This is a genomic window from Polynucleobacter duraquae (assembly GCF_000973625.1).
In the GTDB taxonomy this organism is placed as follows: Bacteria; Pseudomonadota; Gammaproteobacteria; order Burkholderiales; family Burkholderiaceae; genus Polynucleobacter; species Polynucleobacter duraquae.
In genome coordinates this window covers 302,297-328,910 of the sequence record NZ_CP007501.1, presented here as the reverse complement: position 1 = coordinate 328,910, position 26,614 = coordinate 302,297, and the positions used below count along the sequence as shown (strand labels likewise).

Sequence of the window (26,614 nt, the reverse complement as noted above, 5' to 3'; positions counted from 1 at the left end):
CCTCTAGTAATGGAGTTTTAAAAATTAATGTTGTGCTCAGATAAAACTAACTTGATTAGTGGAAAACTTAACATCTCAAGAGATTGCTCCTCTGTCATTGAAATTCCAAATACTTCCTCGATTGCAAGCACAAGATTAAGATGCTTTACCGAATCCCATTCATGCAAGTTATCCATTGATGAGTCATCATTGATATCATCTAGATTTACGCCCAACACTTTGGCAACAGTATTTTTTAAAAGTATTTCATTATTAATCATATTTCCACCTAACTTTCATTAATTTTGATCCATGCTGGATATGATATTTCTTCGGTACGGAGATCTAGCTCCCAATTAGTGTCTTCTCCCTGCTGACTTACTTTTTCGAATCCATTTTCCTCATAAAAGTTTCTTACGAGCGATTCATTCTTTGCTGTGTGTAAGTACTTAGCAGAAAGGGAATGTGAACCGCGCTTACTCTTGGATTGGTTTGCAATATATGCGAGTAATGCGGTTTCTGCGCCTCGGCCAATTGCCCTACAACTCATCATAAAGGCTTCAATTTGAGCCTCAAGTTCACGATACCTAACTACAGCGACCCCAACTAAACCCAAGTCAGCCACCTTATCCTTCACACGCAAGTAAAATACGTCAGAGTCTTTGTCAGATATCAACTCAGCAATCTGCCCTTCACTATAACGACAAGTAGTTAAGTTGAATTGATTAGTTTTTTGCGTCAACTGCGAACATCGAGCAATATCAGAAATAGTAGGAATTCCTAAAGCAGCCTCTAGTCCAAGATTTTCAAGATATTCTTCGATCGAGCTTGATTCAGATTCCAGCTTATTGCGAATATGTGCTTCGCCATACATTTCATTTTTTCTTCTATCCTCTGCAGTAAATGTAAGGGAATCAAAATATCCAAAACTTGATAGCAGGCTTCTATAGCCGGAAGTATTACCCGTTAAATGTATCGTAGCAACTTCGGGCAACTGCTCCCTAATAAGATTAATTTCAAATTCGTTATCATCAACAAAAACAAAACTGTCTAGGCCAATATTTAATTCTTTTGCTAGTCTTCGTAAATTTGTAGCCTTGTCATCCCAATTTATCTGCCAAGTTGAGACATGCTTTTCCTTAATTAACATTTCAGGATGATTATTTAATACCTCAAGTACATCTGATTCGTTATTTTTGCTGCAGAGGGCCAAAATTACTCCTCGCTCTCTTAAGTTCAAAACCTCCTCTTGCAATGCTTTGTAACAAGAGCCGGGGAATGTGGTCCCTAGCTTGATACCCCCCATTCCATCTTCGCCTATAACACCTCCCCAAAGAGTGTTGTCACAATCAAGCACTAAACACTTCTTTGATTTTCCACGCAAAGCCTTAAACAATCTTCCAAGCTCATTACAAATAGTTAAAATAGCACGCTGAGTGAATGGGGCTCTCGCCATTTGCCAATGTCTTGAATCGAATGCGTTTAGATAACCTTCCGCTGCAAATATTTTGGCGATATCAAGAATATAGACATCAGCAAAACTTTTAGCATCAAGTAAAATTTGAAGGTTTAAATTCTGGATTGTGTGAAATTGATAGTCAGAATCCTGGCTGTCAAGGATTCCTAGGGTTGAGTCCACTGGCAGGTTAAAATTAGTAATGGCAATGGGCACAGAAAAACTCTTGCGTAGACTACCCTCAATATCTCTATAAACCTGACGCACCCTCACAACTTCTTCGTCAATCTCACCTTTCGATTTTAAGATAAATTGCGTGGTTAAGGCCGGGCTAATTGTATCCAGCCAATTAAAAATCAATATAAAATCTGGTTCAAACTCCTCCAATCCAGACGTAATTGACATTGCTTCGAACGCAATATTATCGAAGTCACCAACCCATATATTTGGTATGAATCCTGCAAGATAAATTTCTGCCTCTAGTACGGGCAATAGTGGCTCAACTGTAAAATTTCTTAGTACTGCAATTTTAAGACTTGGGAAATCTTTAGAAAATTCATTATTTTTCTTAATATCCGATAACAATTCTATGTAATCTGAATACTTACGCTCTCTAGGATTGGTGCGGCTAATTTTTTCGCCAGGTAAATCAGTGGGCTTTTTCATTCTTTCCTCACATTGTGATTCCACCACATACGCGAATGGTTTCGCCGGTAATGTGACCGCTATTATCCCCGACTAAAAATTCTACGGCATTTGCAATATCTTCAGGAGTAGCAATTTTCCTTAGGGGAGTATTCATTTTTGCTAATAATTTTGTTTTGTCAGGCACTCCAGAAATCATATCTGTTTGCGTCATCCCTGGCGCAACAATATTAGAACGAATACCCCTATTCCCATACTCGGCCGCTATAGAGCGTCCAAAGGCAGATAAGGCAGCTTTAGTTGATACATAGTGAGCCTGGAGGCCAGGAGGAGTTCCTTCAGCAAAGATAGAGCTTAAATAAGTAAACGTTCCCTTTTTTAATTCAAGCATGGAGGGCAAAAATACTTTGGTGCAATTAAAGGCACCTTTCAATTGCACGTCTATTTGTAACTGAAAATCTGACCACGAAAGTAGCTCGAATGCCGTTGGGATTGGAAGCGGGGAGGCACAGTGCACAACATCCGTAATTGAGCCAATACTCTTCTGGATGCGTATTTTTAAGTTCTCCAGGTCCTCAATCTTTGAAACATCAGCCTTACCATCTACAGCCACATATCCCATTGAGCATATTTTTTTAATAAGGTCTGATGCGCCATCGGCATCACTACTGTAATTAACTACAACCTTATACCCCCGTTCGGCAAGCTTGGACGCAATGGCCGCACCAATTCCACGACTTGCTCCAGTTATTAAGACAATTCGTCCATTGTCAGTAGATGAGGAATTTTGTATATGCGACTGCTTTAATCCAATAGGTTGACCCTGAACCCCATCACCTGAGCCGACTGTTGCATGCTCACCCTCAGATTCAAGAACCTTAACTAATGATCTGCCTGATACCAGTATTTGATTGTGCTGATTAGCTACTTTTGTATCCAATATAAGTGATCGAGTAGCAACAGATTTTTGAATAACAGTGGATTGAACTATAAGAGTATCGTCAACAAATGCTGGCCTTAAAAACTCGAGGTTTTGCGATGACCACAGCGCACCTTCCCCTGGCAAACATGTGCCGATTAGTGGAGATATAAAGGATGCAGATAGCATCCCATGAACTACTGGCTTATGAAATCGTGTAGTTTTTGCATATTCTTTATTTACATGCAGAGGATTAAAGTCACCAGTTAATGATGCAAATAAATTAACGTCATCCTGCGTGATCTTATGAGTGATCTCTGCAGTATCCCCAATTTTTATTAGATCAAAATTAAGTTTTTTAACTTTTACATCATCGATCAAGTAACTCATGGAGCCCACCATCTCATCACAGATGCACCATAGGTAAACCCAGCGCCTACTCCTGAAATAACTACAACATCCCCGCTTTTAATTTTATTCTCCTGAACGGCTTCGCACAGAGCTATAGCCATAGAAGCCTCTGCAGTATTACCTATCTCAGCAACATTAGTATGAGTTTTATCTATAGACATCTTCATTTTGCCCATTAAATAGCTTATGAGATTCATATTTGCTTGGTGAAAAATAAAAAAATCCACATCATCAATACTTAAACCCGCTTTAGCGAGTGCGCTTTTAATGATCTTAGGTTGATATTGCACAACTTGCTTCCACACTTCCATGCCGTTAATTTCATAGTAATTCAAATTACTACTTATATTTTCAGGTCGCATTGGAAAACTAGATCCGCCACCGCGTATCCTCACTGATTCGTAAACTGAAGAATTAGTTAAGGTATCGTGGGATAAAAATCCATAGCCCTCTGGTACCTCACCTAAAACTGCAGCTCCGAAACCATCACCAAAATACATACAAGAACTAGAATCGCTCCAGTTGACAAACCTTGATTGCAAGGCTGCTCCAACAACCAAACCATAAGACTGACTAACATCTGATGTTAGACGATCAGACATAAGATTGAGGCCTACCTGAAATCCAGTGCAATTGGCCATTACGTCAAATGCAGAAGCATTTTTTGCACCCAGCAACTGATGCACTTTGCATGCCAATGCTGGCATTACATAGTCTGCAGTAAAAGTGCAAGCAATTATTGAATTGACTTGCTCCGAACAAATCTTGGCTGAATTAAGGGCTGCCTCGCAAGCTATCGCAGACAATCCAGAGGCAGTTTCTGATTCGCTGGCTATATATCTTTTTTTAACGCCTGTTTTTGCCTCTATTGTCCCAATAGGAAGTCCAGCTTTTTTCTCAACCTCTTCATTTGTTAAAAGTGTTTCTGGAATACACTTTCCCACACCTAGAATTCCGATTGACCTCTTATTAGCCACCTTTATCATCTCCGAATAAATGAAATTGTGGAGGATTATTAGAAATCCCGTTCCACCATACTGTCGCATCCCCCGCCAGCCAAGACCTACCATGCCCAGGAAAAATAATGCAATCAGGTGGCAAATTAGCTAGAAGACTCTCTACTGAATTTATTAAATCATGGTAATTACTAGTAGGGTAATTTGTTGGTCCAACATAACCCCTAAATAAAGTATCACCTGTAAACACTATTTCAGATTCAAAACCATAACTTACGCAACCCGCTGTATGACCCGGGCAAGGAATTGTGGTTATGACCCCTCCAGGCCAGTATAAATCTTGGCATTCGTCAAAATATGTAACATTAACAGGTGGAATTAATCTCTCCTTATTGAATCGATAGGCATAAATCCCAGCCTGCCTTATCAATGCCTTTTCAATCTGGTGGGCATGTACTAGAACCCCATAATAATTAGCTAAATTCTCAACAGCCCCAATATGATCAAAGTGGCCGTGGGTCAGCAAAATCATGTTGATATTAACGCCCAAAGAGTCAATTTCAGTCTTTAAATAATCCTCCTCACCGCCAGGATCTATAATTACGGCATCTTCTCCATTACCGCCAACGACAACGTAACAATTTTCCTTAAAAGGCCCAGTTTGTAGGGTGTGAACACTATATCTATAAGACCCCAATTGAGGAAAACGTAGTCCCATACGAATTTAATTCACAAAACAAGTATGCAGAATTTGACCTGTCACGATAGAACTCAAGGGGGATGCAAAGAAATCTATCAAGTGGCATAACTCAGACGCTTCAATTGGGCGTTTAATTGTTTGCATGTCGAGCATAGCCTTTTCCCACTTACTCCCAAAAACTAGATTTGAGTCAGTCCTCACCATTGAAGGAGAAACAATGTTGCATGTGACGCCATAATCAGCCAATTCACGCGCAAGCACTTTTGTAAATTCAACAACGGCCAATTTTGTAGGCGCGTAAGCACAGGTCCCTGGAGCGTGCATCTCCGACATGATGGATCCAATATTAATAATTCGACCATACCTCTGAAGCATCATAACTTTAGAAAATTCACGGCAAACTAAAAAAGTGCTTACTAAATTTGAATCTAAGAACGATTTAAAGCTCTCTAAACTTGTAGCACCAGTCACGGCACCGAGCTGCACAAGGCCAACGTTACAAATCAAAATATTGATTTTTCTATATTCATTTTTTACGGTTCTTACCCATTTTTTTACTTCAAGTTCATTGCAAGCATCCACTATGTAATGTTTATAACTTGGGTGTTGAATTGTTTGCGCTCCTCTGCTGCATCCAACCACAACGAATCCTTTTTGCAAAAAACAATTTGCAATCTCGAACCCAATCCCCCGACTTGTTCCAGTCACTACCATCACTTGGGCGCCATCATTCGCCGCATTAATCATTACCAAGGCTTACCAAATAATTGGCTAACATCCCAGCTGTTAGCACGGGTGAATCAGGGTAAAGCTCCTCTATATCGGAAAGTACAACAAAGACATCCTTACCAGTTGATCTACATAAACCGTCCTCGACATCTGTTATTAAGGCCACGAAGCACATAGAATCTATATTTGATTGCCCACCAAAAAGGGGCGTGTTATCAGATATTTGAATTTTTGATTCAATCATGGATGCGCTATACAGCCCATCTAAGGAATCCTGAATAAGGGAAATTATATTGTCAAAAGTAAGCATTAAGACCTTGAAATTTGTTTTGATAGAAATTAGTAATCTAGCTTTGAAATAGGCTTTGTAGGGACGTATCCTATGTCGTAGTTAATAAATGCAAGCAGAAACTGTATGCCCGTTAAGATTGTGACCGAGGAGAGCATTATGGTTCCAACCGGTGTACTTGAACCGCTTAAGGAGCTATGCCACCAGCCAGCCAAACCATAAATAAGGCCAAAGCCGAATAAACATATTCCCAGAGGCAATTCAATGGAAGCGACAGACATATCGCGTAAATAATAATTATAAAAAATTCTTTTTAGGTAATTTCTAAAGTTTTTATATAGAAATTCAAAAAATATTTTTTTAATGCGTAAGTTGCTAACCTCATTCGAATATATTGAGGTCATTGGAATATCAACTGCAACTGCCCTTAAAAGATTTAACCTAAATAAAATATCAGTTTCAAAAAAATATCTTTTACTAATTTTTTCATAAGGAATCCGTGATGCAACCTCTCTGCTGATTGCTGTATAGCCATTAGTTGGATCAAATAAATTCCAATAGCCTGTTGAAAATTTAGCAATAAAAGATAGACCAGCATTACCCAGCAATCTTACTTTTGGCATAGAATTGAGACCCTCAAGATCATAAAATCTATTGCCCTTGCAATAATCAGCAACACCGGAAATGATTGGTGAAGCAAATCTCATAAGCAATGACGGATCCATTTGTCCATCACCATCAATTTTTACAATTACGTCAGCACCATCTTTTAACGCCCTTTTATACCCAACCATTACTGAGCCACCGACGCCTAAATTAAAATTATTTCTTAAAACAATCACTCGCCTATCTACGCAATTTATCCCTACATGATCGCCAGAAAATTCTGGGCAAAAATCATCAATTACATAAATAGTAGAAACTTCCTGACCTATTCCCTCAATAACAGCTAGAATATGATTTTTAACACGATAGCAGGGAATTACAACGGAAATTTTTTTTAAATTCATTTACCTGAAAACTCCTACTAATAAACTAATGACTCTAAAACATTTTTTAACGCTTGTTATGGTCGCAACTCTAACCTCTCTTGGTCAGATCTCCCTTAAATATGGAGCAGAAAGCCTTGCGGAAGGTTTTAATCAATTTATACCAGCAGCCCTTCAAAATATCTGGATTATTACCGGATTAGGTCTATATGCAATCGCAATGATTTTTTGGATACAGACAATTAGGGTAGTACCCTTAAATGTTGCCATACCTATATCAGGGCTAACGTTTGTGATGATACCTTTTCTTTCAAGTCTAATTTTAGGCGAAGAGGTTTCAAAATCAAACTTTATTGGATCAGGATTCATAATTATGGGCATATATCTGTCATACGCATAAGAATAACAGATGACTAAATTTTCATAGATGGTTGATTATTACTAATTATAATTTTTACCAGACGCATACCTGTATTTAAAATCACCCGAACATTTTTTAATCTCTATAACAGAAAAATTATTAGAAAAATTACTGTAATATGAAAGAGCTAAATAATCATACTGAGTGGGATTGCATACTTCAATAATGACAATATCGTCAGCTGAATTTTTAGAAACTATAGCGAATTGTTGCAAGAATAATCCGTTCTCTACAAGATATTTTGGCGGATAAAACTTGTGCCCCATAATAATAGTGGATGCGATAAAGAAAATTGGAAGAAAGTAATTAATTAAAAATAATTTATTTTGTAGAACAGTCCTCAATAAATAAGCAATAAAAATTACAGGAATCATTAATAATAAATAATTTGGTACGAAATAGCATGTATTAAAATATAATAATATGATCAATATCCACGTATAATTTTTAATTTTTTCATTAGTAAAAATATAATGCATAAAATAAAACATTATATATATATAATAACTTAAGAAATACCGGTCAAAAGATGCAAATCTTTCATTGGATGAATCTAATACTACAAAATTATATGTGATTGCCAGGTATAATAAATATATAGATAGGCTAGATAATACATATATTACATTTCTTTTATCACTATTTACAAAATAGCACCAGCAAATAAAGATTATTGAGATTAAATTAACAGATGACTTGCTTGGCTTCAATGAAAAAATAGGCCCCAAAAGTTCAACCCTAAAAAATTCAAAGAAATTATTTATAACGCTGTTTATAATATGAGTAATATTACCATTGGGAATGCCGGTTGAACCAGTATTTAAATAAGGTATATAAATTAATAAAAATAAAATATAAGGGATTAATATTGAAAAAAACATAAGCATTACTTTAAACCATTTATATTTAAATTTATTTTCAATAAGAATTAAATTAGTAAATGCAATAAACACCAAAACAATAGCTGTTGGAGGTTTTATCATAATTGCATAAGCAAAAAGTGAACCTGAAAATAAGAAATTTATATTAAGATTACTGTTTTTTATTTGACTGAGCCCCAATACGATTAAGGCGGGAATAACAATATCAGACAATAAATTATGATTTAAAGGTGTTGAACCAGAAAATAATAATAATGAAATTAGTAGAAATAATACTACTTTATTGCCTGGAACTCTAAGATAAATATATAAATCAAATATAATAATATATAAAAAAAATATTTGCAAAAAATATACATTAAAAGTATCAAAATAAGGGTATGGAAATAATATAGATGCAACATACGAATTTATTGCAGGATAATGCTGTATTATATTATTTGGAAAAGAGTTGTAAGTTAATACAAGCTCAGATACTTTTAAATGATTTAAACCATAAATAGAATATATTTTATATACTCTTAACCAATGTGAATAATCATCCCAATTATAAATTTTATTATATAAATTTTTATCAAAAATAATATACGATAAAAATATTAAAATATATATTAAAAATAAAAACTTAGAGTATACAGTAATAAGCTTAATTTTTTTTATACTATATGTTAATAATATAATTAATATTATACAAGATATATATATAAATGAATTAATACTATTTAAAAAATTATTTAACACAAATAATATTAGAAAATATAATGCCCAGACTGAAGTCAGTCCGTAATATTCGGACTGATTTCGCCCGAAATACTTCCCCCCTTGGTTTTGATATACATAAATAAGGGAAATACTAAGGATAACTGAAAATATGATCACAATACTTCCTCAAATGCCGACCGAACCACCCATCTTCCTCTTTGCAATTTTGTGCAAAAAGGGTAATATGTAATCAAATATCCTCTTTGGAATGCAAATGCTTGCAATAATACTTAAATAGTAGATAGTCCTTAGCAAGTGATATTGAAATTTATTGCCGATCATTCCGTATTTTAATTGTAGATTCTTTGGATCAAGTGATGCGCAAAATTTGAGCCAAATTTTTTTATCCACACTTCCTCTGTATCTGTAAATCCAATATGGGTATATGTAAAGATAAAGCTGTATTATTACTGACCTAAGTTCACGGTTGATTTCACCACTCTTAAGGCCAATTCCATAGGCAATTGTGTTCGGAATTTTAGACATTGGCAGCGGAAGTTGATTTTCGGCTAGATTTAATAAACCATCACCCGGATCCTTCCTTACGCTAACTAAAGATGATAATTTGCAATAAACATCATTAGATAAGAATTTGGCTGCCAAATACATTTGATACATTTCTGAGCCATCCACTTCATTACTTGAGTATTTTTTTGCAAAGGAAGCATTAAAAACAAGACCGCTCACAAAAGACAGTGACCGGAATATTTCAGAAACCTTAAATATGTTCTTATTATTCAAGGTTTCTCCAACTCGATAGTATGTGCTGCCGCTTTCTAAATCTTGAAAATTTGTTATTAAGAAACCAAAATTTGAATAGTCCAAACAATTTAAAATCTTATACAAATCTTGAAGACTATTTTCATCTTTTAATAAATCATCATTTCCCATTAGTATAAGAAATTTTCCTTTAGAAATTGCAATCGAGTTTCTAATATTTTCATCATACCGTCTTTGTTTATTTGCTCTTGATATGCTATGGTTTATATTGTGTGTAGTTAAGTAGTTTTCCGAAAGTTCCAATGAGTTATCGGTTGACTTACCATCGCTAATACATACTTCATATGATTTATAATTTTGTATTTTTATAGACTCAAGTAAGCGTAAGAGTTTTTGAGCCCTGTTGTACTGTGGTATGCAAATAGAAAAGAATGGTTCTGTTGTCATATGAAATTTTTAGTTTATTTGTTCCCATTTATATTACTCCTTTACTGAAATTTATAAGTATTTAATTGATGAAAATTTTAATAGTTACTCAATATTTTTTTCCAGAAAATTTTCGTATAAACATTGTTTCTACTTACTTAAGTCGTCAAGGACATGAAATTACTATTTTGACTGGCTTACCCAATTATCCGAATGGGAAATTTTATAAGGGTTTTGATATATGGAGCTTTAAGTTTAGGTCTACCATTAATGATATTAAAGTAATACGCGTGCCCATTATACCTAGGTTTAAATCAACCTCTACAGCACTTTTCGTTAACTATATTTCGTTTATATTTAGCGCCTGTTTCTTTGCTCCCTTTTTTCTAAGGAAGGAAAAATACGATGCAATCTTTACTTATGCCCCCTCCCCAATACTACAATCTTTAGTGGGCATCTTTTTAAAGGCCATTGGATACTCAAATACATTGGTAACATGGATACAAGATCTATGGCCAGAGGCTTTATTTCTTACCTCTCACATTAAAAATCAGTTAATAATAACAATTGCTGGAAAAGTTGTTAATTTTATTTATTCCAAGAATGATTTTTTACTAATTTCATCGCAAGATTTTCGTAGGCCTGTTCAAGATAGATGTAAGGATAAATCTATTTTTTATCTTCCAAATCCAGGTTTATTTGATCCGCATCAACCTGGATCACCGGAAGTTTCTAAGATCCCCCCTGAATTACTACAACTACTTGAGAAAGTCTGTTTCAAAGTAGTTTACACAGGGAATATTGGTGCAGCTCAATCTCTTGAAACTGTATTAGAAGCGGCTAAAATTTTAATTAATAATGAGAATATTAAATTCATCATAATAGGTGATGGAAGCAAAAAAGATGAATTGAGGAAGTTAAATGCTAAATTTAACTTAAATAATTTTTTTATCTTTGATTCACTTCCTGAGACTGACATGGAATTTATTAATAAGATGTCAAGTGCACTTTTAGTTACCCTCAATGACAACCAACTACTTAATCAAACTGTCCCAGCTAAACTTCAAGGATACCTCTCATCAAAGCGACCTATAATAGGGGCGGTCGGGGGTGTTGCATCATCAATAATTACTATGGCTAAATGTGGATTTGTGTCATCTCCTGGAGATCCAACTTTACTAGCTCATAATATTGAGAAACTTTCCAAGCTAACTCAGCTTGAACTTGATGAGTTTGGTTCTAATGGATATAAATACTATGTTGAAAATTTTAATCCAAATTTAATTGCAAAACAATTAAGTGACATATTAAAAAATAATTCCATACTTATTGGTGATTAAAAAATGAGGGTTCTTATACTTGGCACTACTGGTCTAATCGGAAGAATGCTCTTCACGTATTTATCTTTATATTCAAATAATTCTATATACGGTATTAGCCGTACTAAATATTTTCATCCCAATGAAAGTATCAACTTATCCATAACCCCCTTTGATTTTTTTACTGATACTAAAAAAATTTCTAACTTGTTAGACAGCATTAACCCTCAAGTTATTATTAACTGTGCCGGCATTACCAAACACTTATCGGAGATAAATGACACTAAAAGAGTTGAATATATGAATCGAATTCTTCCTCAAAATTTATCTCTTATTTGTAAGCAACGTAATGTTCGACTAATTCAGGTAAGTACAGACTGCGTCTTTTCGGGAGTAAAAGGTGGTTATACAGAATTAGATAAACCTGATGGGGAAGGTATTTACAGCACTTCAAAGTTTGCTGGCGAAATTGATGAACCACATTTAACAGTGCGTATTTCTACTGTAGGGCCTGAGCTGAACACTAAATATGGTTTACTGGCCTGGTTTATGTCTTGCGAAGATAAATGTTATGGATTTAGAAATGCTTTTTTTAATGGGATTACATCACTTGAATTTTCAAAAATTATGAACGATATAATATTGCCTAGTCCTCACCTTCAAGGTCTTTTCCATATATCGTCTAATAGAATATCTAAATATAACTTACTAAGATTATTTTCGATAGTTTTAGGCAAGAAAATTTTTATAGAAGCAAATAAAACATTTATTGTTGATAGGACGCTTTCAAGCACTAAATTTAGCCTTGAGACTAATTACATACCAAAGAAATTTTCTAAGCAATTAATTGAATTAAAACAATTTCTAAAGGAACATACACTTTATGACTAAAATTATGACCATTTTAGGTACTCGCCCAGAAATAATAAAGATGTCTCGAGTAATTTCCCTGATGGATGAGAGCATAAATCATGTTTTGGTCCATACTGGCCAAAATTACGATTACGAGTTGAATGAGGTTTTCTTTAAAGACTTGAGTATTAGAAAGCCTGACTATTTCTTGTCTGCGTCTGGAGAAACAGCTGCATCAACTATTGGCCAGGTAATTATTAAATCCGATGAAGTCCTCAGGAAAGAAATGCCTGATGCTGTCCTTCTATATGGAGATACAAATTCTTGTCTATCTGTTATTTCTGCGAAAAGACTGAAGATACCGGTTTTTCACATGGAAGCAGGAAATAGATCTTTTGATCAAAGAGTGCCGGAGGAATTAAATCGCAAAGTATTAGATCACCTGAGTGATATTAATCTTACACTTACTGAACACGCTCGAAGATATCTCATTAGGGAAGGGATTGCCCCAGATAGAATTTTCAAAACCGGCTCCCACATGAAAGAAGTTTTTAACCATTACATGCCTAAAATCTTAAGTTCAAACATTCTAAGTGAACTCAAGATTGAAAAAAAAGGATACTTCTTGGTAAGTTTACATAGAGAAGATAATGTTGATGATGAAAAAAACCTTTTACAAATTTTACAATCACTAAATCTAATTGCTAAAGAATATAATTTACCAATTATTATTTCGACTCACCCAAGGACACGAAAAAGAATTGAACTTCTTTCTTCGTATGTTAAGAGTGACTTAATTATCCTATCGAAGCCATTTGGGTTCTTTGATTACAATAAATTACAAATTGAATCTCTCTGTGTTATCTCAGATAGTGGGACGATTACTGAAGAGGCTTCAATACTAGGATTGTGCGCCATTACAATAAGAAAGTCGCATGAGCGCCCCGAAGGGATGGATTTTGGCACTTTAATTATGTCAAGTTTTGATCATCGCAGCTTGTTTGAAAATATTCGAATTTCCATTAATAGATGGGAAAGTTGTAAGAATTCATTCTTGAAGGTCGATGACTATGAAGCTCCCAATGTATCCCATAAGATTTTAAATATTGTACTCAGCTATATAAATCAAATTAATGACCTTGTTTGGCATAAAAATATATGATCCTCATTACAGGAGCTACGGGATTTATCGGCAGTCACCTAATGAATTCGCTCCCAAACTCATATAAAAAAAGAATTTTGACTAGAGACGCATCATTACTGCGTTCTCATTGCACAAATACAGAGATAATTTCCTATACACCCGGACTACCCTTGTCGAATGCTATTTTTAAAGATATTCATACAGTTGTCCATTGCGCTGGGATGGCTCATGCACCGATAAATAACTCAAAATCATTTCAAGATAGAGTTTTTGAAGCAAACTCAACATTAACAAAGTTACTAGCAGAAGGCGCCTTAAAAAATGGTGTAAAAAGATTCATTTACATTAGTACCTCAAAGGTACATGGCGAGATTTCTGTTGAGAAAATAAAGTTTGACGAAACAAGAGAACTGAACCCCCAAAATATATATGCTGAGTCAAAGTTTTATGGGGAGAAGCATTTAATAAATTTATGCTTAGACAAAGAAATGCAGTATTTTGTACTTAGACCACCTTTAGTTTATGGTCGTGGAGTCAAAGCTAATTTTAAACTTTTAAATTTAATAGCTAAAATTGGAATACCTCTCCCTATTGGTGATATTGACAACGCCAGAAGTTTTATAGCAATTGATAATTTAATTAGTGCAATAATGCTCTGTATTGAAACTAATTTTCAGAAAAGTAGTATTTATCTAGTATCAGATGATGACGACATTTCAATTTCAGAACTTTTTAGAAGGATTTGCACATCAATGAATAAAAAAGCTTATCTTTTTAATATAAATCAAAAAAAGCTGGAATTAATTTTTAAATTATTAAAGCAGGAAGTTTTTTTTCAAAAGGTATCTTCAAACTTCTCTCTTAATATAGAAAAAATTAAAAATGATTTAGGTTGGACACCTGTTGTAAGGATGAATCAAGTGCTATCTGAGATGAATAAAACTGAGAATTAAAATGCAGTTACTTTCACGCCTGAGTGCGCTATTAATGCTAATAACACTCTCCCCAATTTTTTTACTAATATGCATAGCTATTTTATTATCATCTGGCCGGCCAATTTTTTATATATCTCCAAGAATTGGAAGGCACTGTAAAGAATTTCGAATGTTCAAATTCAGAACAATGCATATAAAAACGCCTGAAATTGCGACTCATCTCATAATTAATCCTGATAATTACATAACTAATTTAGGTTTTTTCTTAAGAAAATCAAGCCTCGATGAAATCCCACAATTAATAAATATTTTAATTGGTGATATGTGTTTCGTTGGGCCTAGACCTGCACTTTTTAATCAATACGATTTAATTACTTATCGACAAAAATACAACGTAGATAAACTCAAACCTGGCATAACTGGCTTAGCCCAAATAAATGGTCGCGATAAAATTTCCATACGAAGAAAGGTTGCCTATGACCTCTTGTACTATAAATCACAATCAATAATCCTTGATTTACAAATAATCTTAATAACTGCCAAGAAACTTATTAATTCAACTGACATTTCACACTAGCATTATTTGATAGTATTCTTTTGTTTTATCAGCTAAGAGTAAATTTGTAACAACAATGTTAAAAACCTCAGAACTGCTAGTAAAAATTAAACATTTATAAATTTTTCAATTTCAAAATTATTATGGATACTAGCTAGATATTGATTTGAATTATTTACAAGGTCATTGTAGCGATCTTCATCCATTTCATAAAATAATTTAATTATTTCTACCCATCTCAAAGGGAAGTCTAGAGATAAAACATTTACTAAATTATTGCCATCAGAAATCCAGGGTGTCCTATCAGAGATTAAGACTGGGGTTTTAGCCAGAAGAGATTCGCTTATAACATGGCCAAAGTTTTCACCAATAGTTGGTAATATCATTAGATCATAATTTGCAAATGTTTCAATAACATTAGGCGCAAGAACTTCACCCATATACTCTATAGAGATATTTGAATGTAAGGACACTTCCTTAGCCAGTTGCATGCAAGAATTGAAGTACGCCCTTTCTTCTATAGGTCCGTAAATATGCAAAGAAATATTTCCAGTTACTTTTTCAAGCAGTTCAATTAGATATCTTAGATTTTTCTTTTTAAGAATTCTAGATAAGTAAACAATCTTAAGAACACCAGCTTTCTTATTATGTAATCTTGCGTTATTTGATTGGGAGATATTTATCCCATCAGGAATAATGATAATTTCATTGAAAGGAAATATGAGCCTAATGACATTAGCCTCAATGTCATTAGATGCAATGAAAGTAACTTTTGAATAAACATTCAGAAATTTAACGATGTTGATATAAAAATTCTTTTTTTTACCTTTGAGATCTAAAACTTCAGAGAATAATTCTCCTCTTGGGGCTAAAAAAAACTTTGATTGAGACTTTGTAACCTTGGCTATAAGCAATGGTAATAGCGTGAAATATAATGAAAAAAAACTATTCAAAATTACTTTATTAAATTTATTTTGGGAAAAAATGTGAAAAATATTTAATAAGAAAAATAAATAATTATTCACATATGTACATTCGAAATTACAGTCACACAAAAACTTTAATTTATCTTTACTGGAATATGATACGCCACCGATATCCCAATTCCATGTAAATACTTTAATACGCGCTCTATCACCAATTTTATCAATAAAATTAATTATAGATTTTGCAGGGCCAACCCCCCTTACTCCAGGATAAAAATAATCAACTAATATAAGAATATTTTTTTTAGTCATCAATTAATAGCTTTAAGGCGCTAATTGACATTGAAAAAACTAAAGGAACAAGAATTGCAACGTGTAAAGCTGCAGTTATGTTTGCATAAAGAAATATGATTATTATAAAACCAAAGATTGTCAATAAGTAATATGTCATTTTATTAATATACAACTTATACAATAAAATTAATATCGGAAATATAATAATAAAAATTAATAATAGCCCGATTATTAACCCGTATTGATTAATAATGTCTATAAAAACATTATGAGAGCCAGAGCCTGATCTATATACCCCTACTTCGGTATGTTGATCAACCCTATGTACAAAATCACCGTATGATTCGTTGCTGCCTTTAAGAAGCGGGGTATACAAATTATAGCTAAGTTCATTTGAGTTTTTCTGAGGAATATTATTTTCGAAGCGCTCAAGTGATTGATCGTATAGACTTAGTCGGACCATTACTCCTTTTGTTAGCAAAGCGCTAAAATGTTGAGTTAAAAATACATTTGGATTACAAATTTTTAAAGGTGTAATTATAAAGTATAGAGTGGTCAGTACAATTGGTATATATAGCATTGGTCTCCAGCGTCTTAAATAGATTAGCCCAATGAAAACGCATAATATATAACCTAAGAGACCACCTTTACCTCCGGTTACTAACAAAGTGATTATAAAAATGGAAAATATAAATGCAAGCAATACATTGTTCCTCAACTTCATAATCAATAATGCTGATATTCCGTAGAGTGATAATGAAAGCTTAAATGCATAGTCAGCTCTATTAATGTAAAGATTTTGTACTCCTTCACCGCCCGTACCACTACATAACAAATAAATGCCATTAAAAATATTAGCATCTAATGAAAAAAGTAATCCAATTCCTGATATGGTAATACCCATAATTAATTGGTCAAGTTGCTCAAATTCTTTGATAATAAGCGCTGTCACTACTACTATAGCGGACCAACGTATTATCATTACATAATAAAATGCATTTGTATTATCTGATAATTTTGATGTCACCGAGCTTATGAGATATTCGTAAAGCAAATAAATATCTTTAAATTGAATTTTTATCATTAGCAAAAATAAAAATGTAAATAAAGTTAAATTAAGAAATATCTTAAATTTATTTATATTTAACTGCTCTTTTTTTTGATATATACTATTTATGTAATAGATAATTCCTATAACTGTAATAATTAAGAAACATTTTGTTTGTAAATACTGTCCACTTATAATGCCAATTTTCTCAATTAAAACTGATGAGATAATTAGCCATCCAAGGCTAAATGCCGGTGAAATAATTGCCATGATTGAAAATAACAATAGAGAAGCATATCCGACATAGTGCGTATGCATCTGCAGATAATCTAAGTTTGCAATTAATCCAATAAATAATGTAAGAATTAATAATGCACCATATTTATATTGGGTATTCATAATTAGGAACAATTTTTTGAAGTATTTCATAACATTTATTTTGATCTGAATTACTATTTAACAATTGATTTTTTAAATTGTCCAAATGACAGTTAATATCCTTTACAGCATACAACTCGTCTTGTGCAATTCTAATTTTTTCATGGTTACTAGCTATAAGCCTTTGAGAAATTGATAGCTCCTCATGCAACTTCTCCCCCTTCTTAAGTCCTGTAATTTGTATCTCTATCTCATCTAGGGTATTTTTTTCTATCAATGCCCTTGCAATCTCAAGGATTTTAATAGGTTTTCCCATATCCAAAATAAAAATCCCATTATGATTCGGAATGGAACAGGACTGTATTACTAATTGAGCAGCTTCAGGTATGCTCATGAAATATCTCGTTACATCTGGATGGGTAACTGTAACGGGCCCCCCATTAGCAATCTGCTTTTTAAAAATTTCAACTGCAGAACCAGAAGAGCCTATTACATTCCCAAACCTAACAATATCGATTTTTATAGAGTCTTTAACCTGAAGTCTCTTATTATGAAGTATTAACTCTGATATTCTCTTAGTCAAACCCATTATATTTGATGGGTTAACGGCTTTATCTGTACTTATCAAGGTGAAATTCAATATGCCATATTTAATAGATAAATCAATTAGATTTGCTATACCAATCACATTGTTATATATAGAATATTTAGGATTACATTCAACTAATCCAACATGTTTATATGCCGCAGCATGAAATATAGTATCAATTTTATTTTCTTTAAATATGCGCTCTAAATCATTAGAGCAAACCGATTCAAGCACTGGTATTACTTCTACATTTAGTGTTAATGAAGTGATCTCTTGATAAATTTTAAACAATGCGTATTCTGAATTATCAAGTAATAATAATTTTGAAGGTTCCAACCTAATTACCTGCCTACAAATTTCAGATCCAATTGAACCGCCTGCGCCAGTAATTAATATACTTTTTCCTGCTACGCTTTTGTTCATTAAATGAACTTGCGGCTCTACCCAGTCTCTTTCAAGTATCTTGGAGATTAGATTCAAGTGATCTATATTATCTGAGTATATTGCATCATTTATTACTTTAATTGAAATATTGTTAGATTTGAGTGTTTTAAAAAAAATAGTATTAGAATTATTGTTTAAATCATGATCTTTAACTAATAATGTGTTTATATTAATTTTGTTATTTTCTAATAATTTAAAAATGCTTTTTTTAGATAAAATTTTAATATTGGAGACATTCAAATTTTGTTTATCTAGATCATCATCAATAAATGCAATTACCTTATACTTTGCCTTGTCTAGTCTATAATATAAATTTATACCCGCTGGATCTGCTCCATAAATTAGAATCCCACTTGGTGATTTTCCATATTTTAATTTATTAAAATGCTCATTTAATTTTATATATACTTTTCTAGATAAAATCAAAAATAAGAATAGTGTTATGCTTTGTATAAATCCAACTGACCTTGGAAGAGACAATATACCAAAAGTGATTAAAGCTGACAATATTACAGAATTTAATGAGCAAGATTTTATCCACTGCCATAATATAGAACTGTTTAAATATCTATTAATTACATTATAGTTTCCGAACAAAATCGAGCAAAATATATATGTTATTACGAAGTAAAGGACTATTACTGGATCATGTATATTTATTTCTCCAACTCGAAAATATAGGCTTAAGTAAAAAGAAATGACTGTTAATAAACAGTCATTAAGAATTAACAATCCTCTTTTTAAGTTCCTTGATAGTTTAAGATTCTCTATATATTTCATTTAATTTTTTTATTAGGCTATTTTCATTATTGTATTCTTTAGTATTTAAATTTATAATTATATTTTTAAGAGTACTTACTTTTATATAATGATATTTTTTAAAACTTATATAGTTAATGTTTCTATTATTTTTTGATTTTATTAATTTATTTATTCTAATTAAAACCTTATCAATATGAATTAATTTAATTTCTCTATCTTCAATTATATTTAATTTCTCACGATTCTTAGCGTTATGCAAAAAAGTAGCGACTACTGAATTATAGTTTGGCCTACAGCCCAACCCAAATATATTTGGCAATCTCAAAATATCCAATCTACATTTAATTTTTTTAGCTAGATTTACTAGCTCATTTTCAGCCATTTTTTTAGAAAGGCTATATACATCTTTTTTTTCCTCACTTGCTTCTATTTGTATTGAGGACAAGAAAATTATTTGCAGCTTATTATTTTTATCTTGCAGATACGAACATATTTTTTTGGTGTATTCATAGTTTCCATCCCAAAAATCTTGTATTACATCGCTTCTATTTACACCAGCACAATGTATTAAAATTTTGCAATTTTTCAGCTTCTCTCTTATGGTTTCATCATCTGAATTATGATGTAGGGAATCTACGTCACAACCACCATTAAGGAGGTCAGATAATATACTTGAGCCTATAAATCCACTTGAACCAGTAATAACGATCACGTTATTGTTAACTCCTGTTTGAAAAGGTCCACTAAATCCTGTAAATCCATTCTCTCAGCATTATTGGAATTATAGCTTTCATTTATCTCTGCTAGTCCAGCAATACCTTCTTCCATATACTGCTCATAATTCAAGCCCCTTGAGTCAATTGGCACTCTATAAAATTTTTCTAAGTCAACGGCTCTTAATAACTCTTCCTCCCCAAGCAGTGCCTCGTACTTTTTTTCACCATGACGAATTCCAATTTTTTCTACAGAATAGTCAGGAATATTTAAAGCAATTTTAAATGCATCGATGAATATTTTCATGGAAACAGACTTAGATTTTTGCACCAAAGTGTCGCCATTTATTCCACTTTCAAATGCATACAATACAAGATTTACCGCCTCTTCGAGTGTCATAATAAATCGAGTCATTTCATCATCCGTAACAGTTAGGGGCAAGCCACCCCTGACCTTTTCCAGGAAAACAGGGAATACAGACCCCCTTGATGCTAAGACATTTCCATAACGCGTAATACAGATCTGGGTCCCTTTTGAAGTTCTAGACTTAGCTAACGCTACTTTTTCCATCAATGCTTTTGACTGACCCATCGCATTAATGGGATATACAGCTTTATCCGTACTCAAACAAATAACTTTCTTGACTTTATTTGCTATGGCAACATCAAGAACATTACTCGTTCCAATTACGTTAGTTTTCATTGCCTCTAGAGGGAAAAACTCGCAAGATGGAACCTGCTTTAAAGCTGCTGCATGAAAAACATAATCCACATTATTCATCGCATCATTAATAGACTCTTTATCCCTTACATCTCCTATATAAAAAGAGATTTTTGAGTTGGAATATTTTTTCCTAAGTTCATCTTGTTTTTTTTCATCCCTACTAAAAATCCTCACCTCGTTGACACCTTGGGATAATAAAATATTGGTTACTGCTTCACCAAAGGACCCGGTACCGCCTGTAATTAAGACGGTTGATTTATTTAGATTAAATAGCATTACAGATCCATATTTATTAACTTATTACATCCACTCAACAAAGAATGATCGTGTGAAATTATTATAATTGTAGCTGACTTAGGCAAAAGGTAGATTAAATCAAAAATACTTACAGCAGTATTTTTATCTAGTGCACTTGTTGCTTCATCAAATATAAATATGTCCCCACCCCTATAAATAGCTCTAGCGATACCAATTCTTTGCTTTTGGCCTCCAGATAACGTTCCACCATTATCATGAAGATAATGATTAACACCATCTGATAAAGTTTTAATTAAAGCATCAAGGGAAGCAAGGCGAATAGATTCATTTAATTTATTGTAGTCAATTGGACCATCAAGATCTAATAATATATTATCAATAATTGTTCCATTAATTATATGAATATCCTGAGAAACAATAGAAATTCTCTTTTGCCATGAAGCCATATTAGATTTATCTAATAAAACATCATCGATTAATATCGATCCCTTGGTAGGATTTAACAACCCAATTATAATATCCACTAGGGTTGACTTACCAGAGCCAGATTTTCCAATTATTGCAACTCTATCACCCTTTGAGATAATATAATTACAATTTTTTAGTACTAATTTATTACCATTATTATATGAATATGAAACATCATTAATCTTTATATCATTAAAAAAATTAATAATAGAATTAATTGTATTACTTGGTTTCTGTATATATGAGTTTAAAATATTAGCGATTTCAGATGCAGCCGGTTCTGAAGATTTAATAACAGAATAATTAAGGTAGCATAATTGAAAACATGGCAACATTTTTTGAGCTGAAAGAGCTAGAATCGCTAGAAATGGGAGGGAGGATATTATGTTTACTTCAGCTCCACCCATATACAAGGTAATAATTCCAACTAAACATAGCCCAACAGTCTCAATAATAAATTTAGGAGATTGACTGATCATCACTATTTTAGCTTGAGATCTTTTTATTCTTCGATCAACATCAAGCAGTTCACCAATATATTTGTGATGTGTATGGGATATCATAATCTCCCTAATATTACCAATGCTATTTTGTATCACGCTAATAATATTTTTTGATTCAATATTAAGAGTTTTTCCATTAATAGAGCTAGATTTATTCGTTAATATGCTAACAACTATATAAGTTAAACTTAGGCATAAGAAAGTTATAATCGTTGCATTCGTATTTATAATTAACAGTAATGTAGTTAGTGCTATAATTGTAAAAATACTATTAATTAAAGTAAATATAGATAATACAAAATTATTAATTACTCCATTAATCTTGGTAGTAAAAATATCTACATAGTTTTCTTTACTCTTAAGTATAAATTTTTCATAATCAGAGTGTAGAAATTCAGTTAATAATATTCTATTAATGTTTGATCCAATTTCAAATGAAACATTGCAACTTTTTTTCAATACTAAAATTTTTAATAGACCAGCTAAGATGTTCGAGCCTATGAAAAAACCTCCTACAACATAAATCATTTGGAATGAATTAATTATTGGAAAATAATCCAAAATAAAACTAATCTTAGAATCATTAGTTATATATGCAATGAACGGTACTAATGATCCCACAGCAATAAACTCTGCACCAGATGAAGCTAGTGAAATAATTCCAAAATATAATATTTGTTTTTTATTATTAAGATCTAATCTTCTTAAAAGATTTTTCAAAGTTTTTAAGAAGCTTATTTGCATTTGTATGAGTTACTATAAATTGTATAAATTATCCGCATTAGAGAATTTGGAATTAAAAAAGTAAATAAAATTGGATAGGTAATTTTTTTCATCCAAAATCTTTTAATTGTTACTAATATTTTATTTCCCCTAGAGGCATAGCCGCCTTTATACCCCTTACCTCTTTCAGATAAGACAGCCTTTACAGATGCAATATATTTAATATGAATAAGTGACTCAATTAAATTTTTATTAAATTGCAGACTATAAAACTCCAGTACATTTGCGTAGTTAATGCAATGGACTAAATAAGAATCATACCATCTCACCTCACCAGGTGGTTTATAGTTCGACTTAAAAAAATATCGCTCATCAAATAGGACTGCACTGGAAGTATTAAGGACTCCTAATGATAAAAATAATGTTACCCAACACGTCCCAATAAATTTTTCTGCGTCAGGCATGCATGGCCTCAAAAGTGACGATCTCATAACTAACGCAGAGCAAAAACCCATCTGATCTTTTATTAAACCTAAGAAATAGTTTTTGTCACTACCAAAATACTTATTCGAAGAAATAGATGGTTCCATATTCTGAATGCAAAAGGAATTCAAATATATTAAATCCGGATTAAATTTATTAATATTAGTGAAAACATTTTTAATGCTATTTTTTTCAAAAATATCATCACCAAACCACCAAATATAATCACCACAAGCATTGTTAATTAACCAAATAAAAGCCTGATCAATTCCACATTTCTTCATCTTTTTATATTTAATTGAAAGTGATTGAAATTTCTTAACTACCTCTTCGCTTTCTAAATTGTCCGAATCATCTCTTATCAATATCTCTACTTGATTAAGCTCCTGATCAACTAAAGATTTGAGCGTAAGGAGTAAATCATTTGGCTGATTACATGTAGGTATACATATAGATATTAGGACCCGACTATCTTCACTCATTTTGCTGCTAGGATTCCTATAACCAAGCCATTTGCATTTATGAACGGAGAATCAAATTTTGTATTCATGCAATCTTCAAGATTAGTCTCAACCCAGACATTGTCTATACTTATTCGTTTCATAAAAAATAACTTTTTAAATAGATTTTTATTTTTTAATATATAGTTATCCAAGAAAGGGTTATAACCAACTGGAAATGTATATATAAAATATCCACCCTGAATAATAACGTTATTCATAATGTTATTAAAGGCTTGCCCAACTTTATCATAGCCTCTTTCACCTTCATCCCAACCTACATGCTCCAATGTTGATATTGAAATCATATTGGCAATTTTTTTGCTTGGCTTATATGTAGCAATATCCTCCTTTAAGACTGATGAACTAAGATCATATTTATCAATTACCATATGGCCTCTTATTCCATAATTCCAAACGACGTTCCCAAGCTCGCAATACTCAATTAAATTATATTTATTAATTAAATGAGAAATAATTGGTATCTCTATGATCCTTTCATTCTCATATGTTTTATTGTAGAGATGATAGAAATACTCAAGCCTTACGCCATCGAATGTAAAGTGCTTTTCTCTTACGAATTTATAATAATAATTTTTAAAAATGATTAAGGATTCTCTTATTATAAATTTGTTCAATTTAACAAATGTATTCTTAACACCATTATCTCGCAATGATATGAAAAATTTATTTAGATATTTTATTACGATCATCATTTATTTCTTTCAGTATGTTACTTACAATTGCTTCAATTGAGTATTTTTCATTGGTAAATTTCGCCTCTCCAGCCAATCTGATTTGCTCTCTCACCGCATGATTTATTAGATAAAAATTTATCTTCCTCAACAAATCGCTGTTATCCGCAAATAAAACTGCCTCTATTTCTGCTTCTGTTTTTGAAATAAGGGCCAAGTGCTCCTCTGTTTTTTCAGCCAACATAAACCCGCCAGATGAGGGTATTTCTATACTTCTACTTGTAATTTGATCATTATTTTTTTTTCTTAAAAAATTTAAATTGATTTTAGATGTTCTTATGACTTCTATTAGCTTTTCTTCTCTTAAATGTTTATTGTGAATTATTAGATTTTTATGTGCATTATTGAGGGCACTCCATCCGTTACCCCAAACATTCACCACTATTTCATTTTGAGCCAAGAAAATTAAAGATTCTGAGCGCTCTAATTCATAGGCACCAACAAAAGATACATCGTATAAATAGGAATGCTTTGTAAATATATGTGGTAATAATTTTTGTGCTTTATTTAAAAGATAGCGAGAATATGTGTCTGCAACCAGAATGACTCTCTTATATCTCTGGGAAAGACTAGCTAAATTCCTTTTTTTGGTTGTAACAATATAATCATACGTTTTAAGATTTTTTAAAAATCCAATTTTACTATTGTGCTTTTTTAGAAAATCATCCTCACTAAAGTACAAAATTTTTAGATTTATATTCGATTTTTTTACTTTTGCAATTGTGGCGCCACTTATATTCAATGTACTATCTACCCAAATTAGATCAAAGCTTTTTAAATTTAAGCTCAGAATCTCTCTATCTAATCCCATATTGTCATATTTAATTCTCAGTTTTGTAAATATTTTTTCTAAAAATGATAGCTTATAGATACTTCCATTTTTCTGGACTGCTGTATGGCTAATTAGCCGCAAGGTCTTGACGCAACTTTTTAGCGCCATAGCTCTCCATGCGCTTCGGGTATAGGCATTCAAGTCGCCAATAAAGATTACTCTCAGGCCATTATTTGCAATAATTTGCTCCATACACGCTCTAACTCTATTGAATTTACATTTTGACCGTCTGCAACTCTAATCACATTGTCTTCTTGGCCAAATGGATACCATTTACCTACTACAGCATGATCAGAAAAGATTGAGATTATCCTACACTTCGATGAAACTGCTAGATGCATTGGTCCACTGTCATACCCCAAGAACCTATTTACTTTTGAAAGTATCGAATAAGACTCCGAAATTGTTGTTTTGCCACATAGGTTTTTTGCATCAATATTTGATTTTTTAATTATTAACTCCGTAGAACTCCAATCTCCAGCCGATCCAATAAAGACTATCTTCACCCCGGTAGATAAATAAAGTCTACTGAGAAGTTGTACCCACTTTTCTTGATCCCATTGAGCCCAAGACTTCGTGGTTCCAACTGAAACTACCAATTTATATTCTTCATTCAATCCAAATTTTCTATAAGCCTGCTCTATTTTTGATAATGGTATATCAAGACGAAAATCTTCAAGTCGAACCTCTTGGTTTAAGTTGTTTATTGCTAATAGCCTCTGCCACTCAGGTTGACCTTCTTTTGTATATGCATTTAAACCAACAATTTTTCTCACCCCTGCAGTGTAAAAAAATAACTTATCCCTCGTTCTCTGATAGACAGTTCTTTCTGGCATTAGGTTATATACGATACCAATTGATCTATCTTTTAAAATTTTTCTTAAAAAAAACCATTTTTTAAAAAAAATTAAATCAACTTTATATTCAAAAACCTCATTTACTAATTTCAAAAGAATATATACGCCTTTACCACTTGGCACATTATTTTTAGAGGGCGAATTAGTCAGTACATAAACTAATTTATCTGGGTGTAAACTCCGAATACTCCTCATTGCCGGCACCCTGCTGAGTGAATCACCCAAAGATCCTGCAGTAAAAATTAAAATATTAGACTTCTCTTTCAAT

At 32.5% G+C, this 26,614-nt stretch carries 26 protein-coding genes; 6 read left to right on the top strand and 20 right to left on the bottom strand.

The window, feature by feature from the left end; genetic code table 11:
* Positions 1-17: 17 nt before the first annotated feature.
* From CL55_RS01780 to CL55_RS01745, 8 genes are all read right to left on the bottom strand, one after another.
* Complete coding sequence (locus CL55_RS01780; protein WP_046329606.1) at positions 18-260, bottom strand: acyl carrier protein; 243 nt, start codon at positions 258-260, stop codon at positions 18-20.
* An 8-nt stretch (positions 261-268) separates the two neighbouring features.
* Positions 269-2,101 carry an HAD-IIIC family phosphatase gene (locus CL55_RS01775; protein WP_046329605.1) on the bottom strand — a complete coding sequence of 611 codons (1,833 nt, stop codon included), beginning with the start codon at positions 2,099-2,101 and terminating at the stop codon, positions 269-271.
* 7 nt (positions 2,102-2,108) lie between these two features.
* Positions 2,109-3,389 carry an SDR family oxidoreductase gene (locus CL55_RS10525; protein ID WP_170216982.1) on the bottom strand — a complete coding sequence of 427 codons (1,281 nt, stop codon included), beginning with the start codon at positions 3,387-3,389 and terminating at the stop codon, positions 2,109-2,111.
* The gene (locus tag CL55_RS01765) at positions 3,386-4,387 is read right to left on the bottom strand and encodes a 3-oxoacyl-ACP synthase III family protein (protein WP_170216981.1); all 1,002 of its coding nucleotides are present in this window, start codon (positions 4,385-4,387) and stop codon (positions 3,386-3,388) included. The genes CL55_RS10525 and CL55_RS01765 overlap by 4 nt, the downstream gene beginning before the upstream one ends.
* Positions 4,380-5,084, bottom strand: coding sequence for an MBL fold metallo-hydrolase (locus CL55_RS01760; protein ID WP_046329603.1), 705 nt, complete (start codon positions 5,082-5,084; stop codon positions 4,380-4,382). The genes CL55_RS01765 and CL55_RS01760 overlap by 8 nt, the downstream gene beginning before the upstream one ends.
* Before the next feature lie 6 nt (positions 5,085-5,090).
* Positions 5,091-5,813, bottom strand: a complete 723-nt coding sequence (locus CL55_RS01755; protein WP_046329602.1) for an SDR family oxidoreductase — start codon at positions 5,811-5,813, stop codon at positions 5,091-5,093.
* On the bottom strand, positions 5,806-6,039 hold the full coding sequence (locus tag CL55_RS01750; RefSeq protein ID WP_156156248.1) for a hypothetical protein: 234 nt from the start codon (positions 6,037-6,039) through the stop codon (positions 5,806-5,808). The genes CL55_RS01755 and CL55_RS01750 overlap by 8 nt, the downstream gene beginning before the upstream one ends.
* Positions 6,040-6,134: 95 nt before the next feature.
* Positions 6,135-7,094 (bottom strand): glycosyltransferase family 2 protein, encoded by a 960-nt coding sequence (locus tag CL55_RS01745; protein WP_046329600.1) that lies wholly within the window; start codon positions 7,092-7,094, stop codon positions 6,135-6,137.
* Positions 7,095-7,122: 28 nt separating this feature from the next.
* Between CL55_RS01745 and CL55_RS01740 the strand changes: the two genes are divergently transcribed.
* Complete coding sequence (locus CL55_RS01740; RefSeq protein ID WP_082091869.1) at positions 7,123-7,473, top strand: EamA family transporter; 351 nt, start codon at positions 7,123-7,125, stop codon at positions 7,471-7,473.
* A 41-nt stretch (positions 7,474-7,514) separates the two neighbouring features.
* On the opposite strand, the gene CL55_RS01735 is transcribed toward CL55_RS01740, so the two are convergent.
* Positions 7,515-9,116 carry a hypothetical protein gene (locus CL55_RS01735; RefSeq protein ID WP_170216979.1) on the bottom strand — a complete coding sequence of 534 codons (1,602 nt, stop codon included), beginning with the start codon at positions 9,114-9,116 and terminating at the stop codon, positions 7,515-7,517.
* A 147-nt stretch (positions 9,117-9,263) separates the two neighbouring features.
* The gene (locus CL55_RS01730; RefSeq protein ID WP_046329597.1) at positions 9,264-10,304 is read right to left on the bottom strand and encodes a glycosyltransferase family 2 protein; all 1,041 of its coding nucleotides are present in this window, start codon (positions 10,302-10,304) and stop codon (positions 9,264-9,266) included.
* Between the two features lie 68 nt (positions 10,305-10,372).
* Here CL55_RS01730 and CL55_RS01725 point away from each other — a divergent pair, with 68 nt between their 5' ends.
* From CL55_RS01725 to CL55_RS01705, 5 genes are read left to right on the top strand one after another with little or no spacing between them, the layout of a single operon-like run.
* Entirely contained in the window at positions 10,373-11,623 is a 1,251-nt protein-coding gene (locus CL55_RS01725) for a glycosyltransferase family 4 protein (RefSeq protein WP_046329596.1), read from the top strand.
* A gap of 3 nt (positions 11,624-11,626) precedes the next feature.
* A complete protein-coding gene (locus tag CL55_RS01720; protein ID WP_082091868.1) occupies positions 11,627-12,493 on the top strand; it encodes a sugar nucleotide-binding protein in 867 nt (288 codons plus the stop codon).
* The gene (gene wecB / locus CL55_RS01715) at positions 12,486-13,616 is read left to right on the top strand and encodes a non-hydrolyzing UDP-N-acetylglucosamine 2-epimerase (protein ID WP_046329595.1); all 1,131 of its coding nucleotides are present in this window, start codon (positions 12,486-12,488) and stop codon (positions 13,614-13,616) included. The genes CL55_RS01720 and wecB overlap by 8 nt, the downstream gene beginning before the upstream one ends.
* Positions 13,613-14,551 carry an NAD-dependent epimerase/dehydratase family protein gene (locus tag CL55_RS01710; protein ID WP_052728696.1) on the top strand — a complete coding sequence of 313 codons (939 nt, stop codon included), beginning with the start codon at positions 13,613-13,615 and terminating at the stop codon, positions 14,549-14,551. Before wecB ends, CL55_RS01710 begins: the two co-directional genes overlap by 4 nt.
* A 1-nt stretch (position 14,552) precedes the next feature.
* The gene (locus CL55_RS01705; RefSeq protein ID WP_046329594.1) at positions 14,553-15,110 is read left to right on the top strand and encodes a sugar transferase; all 558 of its coding nucleotides are present in this window, start codon (positions 14,553-14,555) and stop codon (positions 15,108-15,110) included.
* A gap of 86 nt (positions 15,111-15,196) precedes the next feature.
* On the opposite strand, the gene CL55_RS01700 is transcribed toward CL55_RS01705, so the two are convergent.
* The 10 genes from CL55_RS01700 to CL55_RS01655 are packed head-to-tail and all read right to left on the bottom strand — an operon-like array spanning position 15,197 to position 26,613.
* Positions 15,197-16,327: a glycosyltransferase gene (locus tag CL55_RS01700; protein WP_046329593.1), complete on the bottom strand. Its 1,131-nt coding sequence runs from the start codon at positions 16,325-16,327 to the stop codon at positions 15,197-15,199.
* Positions 16,320-17,756 (bottom strand): hypothetical protein, encoded by a 1,437-nt coding sequence (locus tag CL55_RS01695; RefSeq protein ID WP_046329592.1) that lies wholly within the window; start codon positions 17,754-17,756, stop codon positions 16,320-16,322. The genes CL55_RS01700 and CL55_RS01695 overlap by 8 nt, the downstream gene beginning before the upstream one ends.
* Positions 17,740-19,548, bottom strand: coding sequence for a polysaccharide biosynthesis protein (locus CL55_RS01690; RefSeq protein WP_082091867.1), 1,809 nt, complete (start codon positions 19,546-19,548; stop codon positions 17,740-17,742). The genes CL55_RS01695 and CL55_RS01690 overlap by 17 nt, the downstream gene beginning before the upstream one ends.
* Positions 19,526-20,242, bottom strand: coding sequence for an NAD-dependent epimerase/dehydratase family protein (locus tag CL55_RS01685; protein WP_046329591.1), 717 nt, complete (start codon positions 20,240-20,242; stop codon positions 19,526-19,528). Before CL55_RS01685 ends, CL55_RS01690 begins: the two co-directional genes overlap by 23 nt.
* Entirely contained in the window at positions 20,239-21,243 is a 1,005-nt protein-coding gene (locus CL55_RS01680) for an SDR family NAD(P)-dependent oxidoreductase (RefSeq protein ID WP_046329590.1), read from the bottom strand. Before CL55_RS01680 ends, CL55_RS01685 begins: the two co-directional genes overlap by 4 nt.
* Entirely contained in the window at positions 21,243-22,940 is a 1,698-nt protein-coding gene (locus CL55_RS01675; RefSeq protein ID WP_046329589.1) for an ATP-binding cassette domain-containing protein, read from the bottom strand. Before CL55_RS01675 ends, CL55_RS01680 begins: the two co-directional genes overlap by 1 nt.
* Entirely contained in the window at positions 22,931-23,884 is a 954-nt protein-coding gene (locus CL55_RS01670; protein WP_046329588.1) for a glycosyltransferase family 2 protein, read from the bottom strand. The genes CL55_RS01675 and CL55_RS01670 overlap by 10 nt, the downstream gene beginning before the upstream one ends.
* Entirely contained in the window at positions 23,881-24,618 is a 738-nt protein-coding gene (locus CL55_RS01665; RefSeq protein WP_156156247.1) for a hypothetical protein, read from the bottom strand. The genes CL55_RS01670 and CL55_RS01665 overlap by 4 nt, the downstream gene beginning before the upstream one ends.
* A complete protein-coding gene (locus CL55_RS01660) occupies positions 24,590-25,681 on the bottom strand; it encodes a glycosyltransferase family protein (protein ID WP_046329586.1) in 1,092 nt (363 codons plus the stop codon). The genes CL55_RS01665 and CL55_RS01660 overlap by 29 nt, the downstream gene beginning before the upstream one ends.
* On the bottom strand, positions 25,651-26,613 hold the full coding sequence (locus CL55_RS01655) for a glycosyltransferase family 9 protein (protein ID WP_156156246.1): 963 nt from the start codon (positions 26,611-26,613) through the stop codon (positions 25,651-25,653). Before CL55_RS01655 ends, CL55_RS01660 begins: the two co-directional genes overlap by 31 nt.
* Position 26,614: the final 1 nt, after the last annotated feature.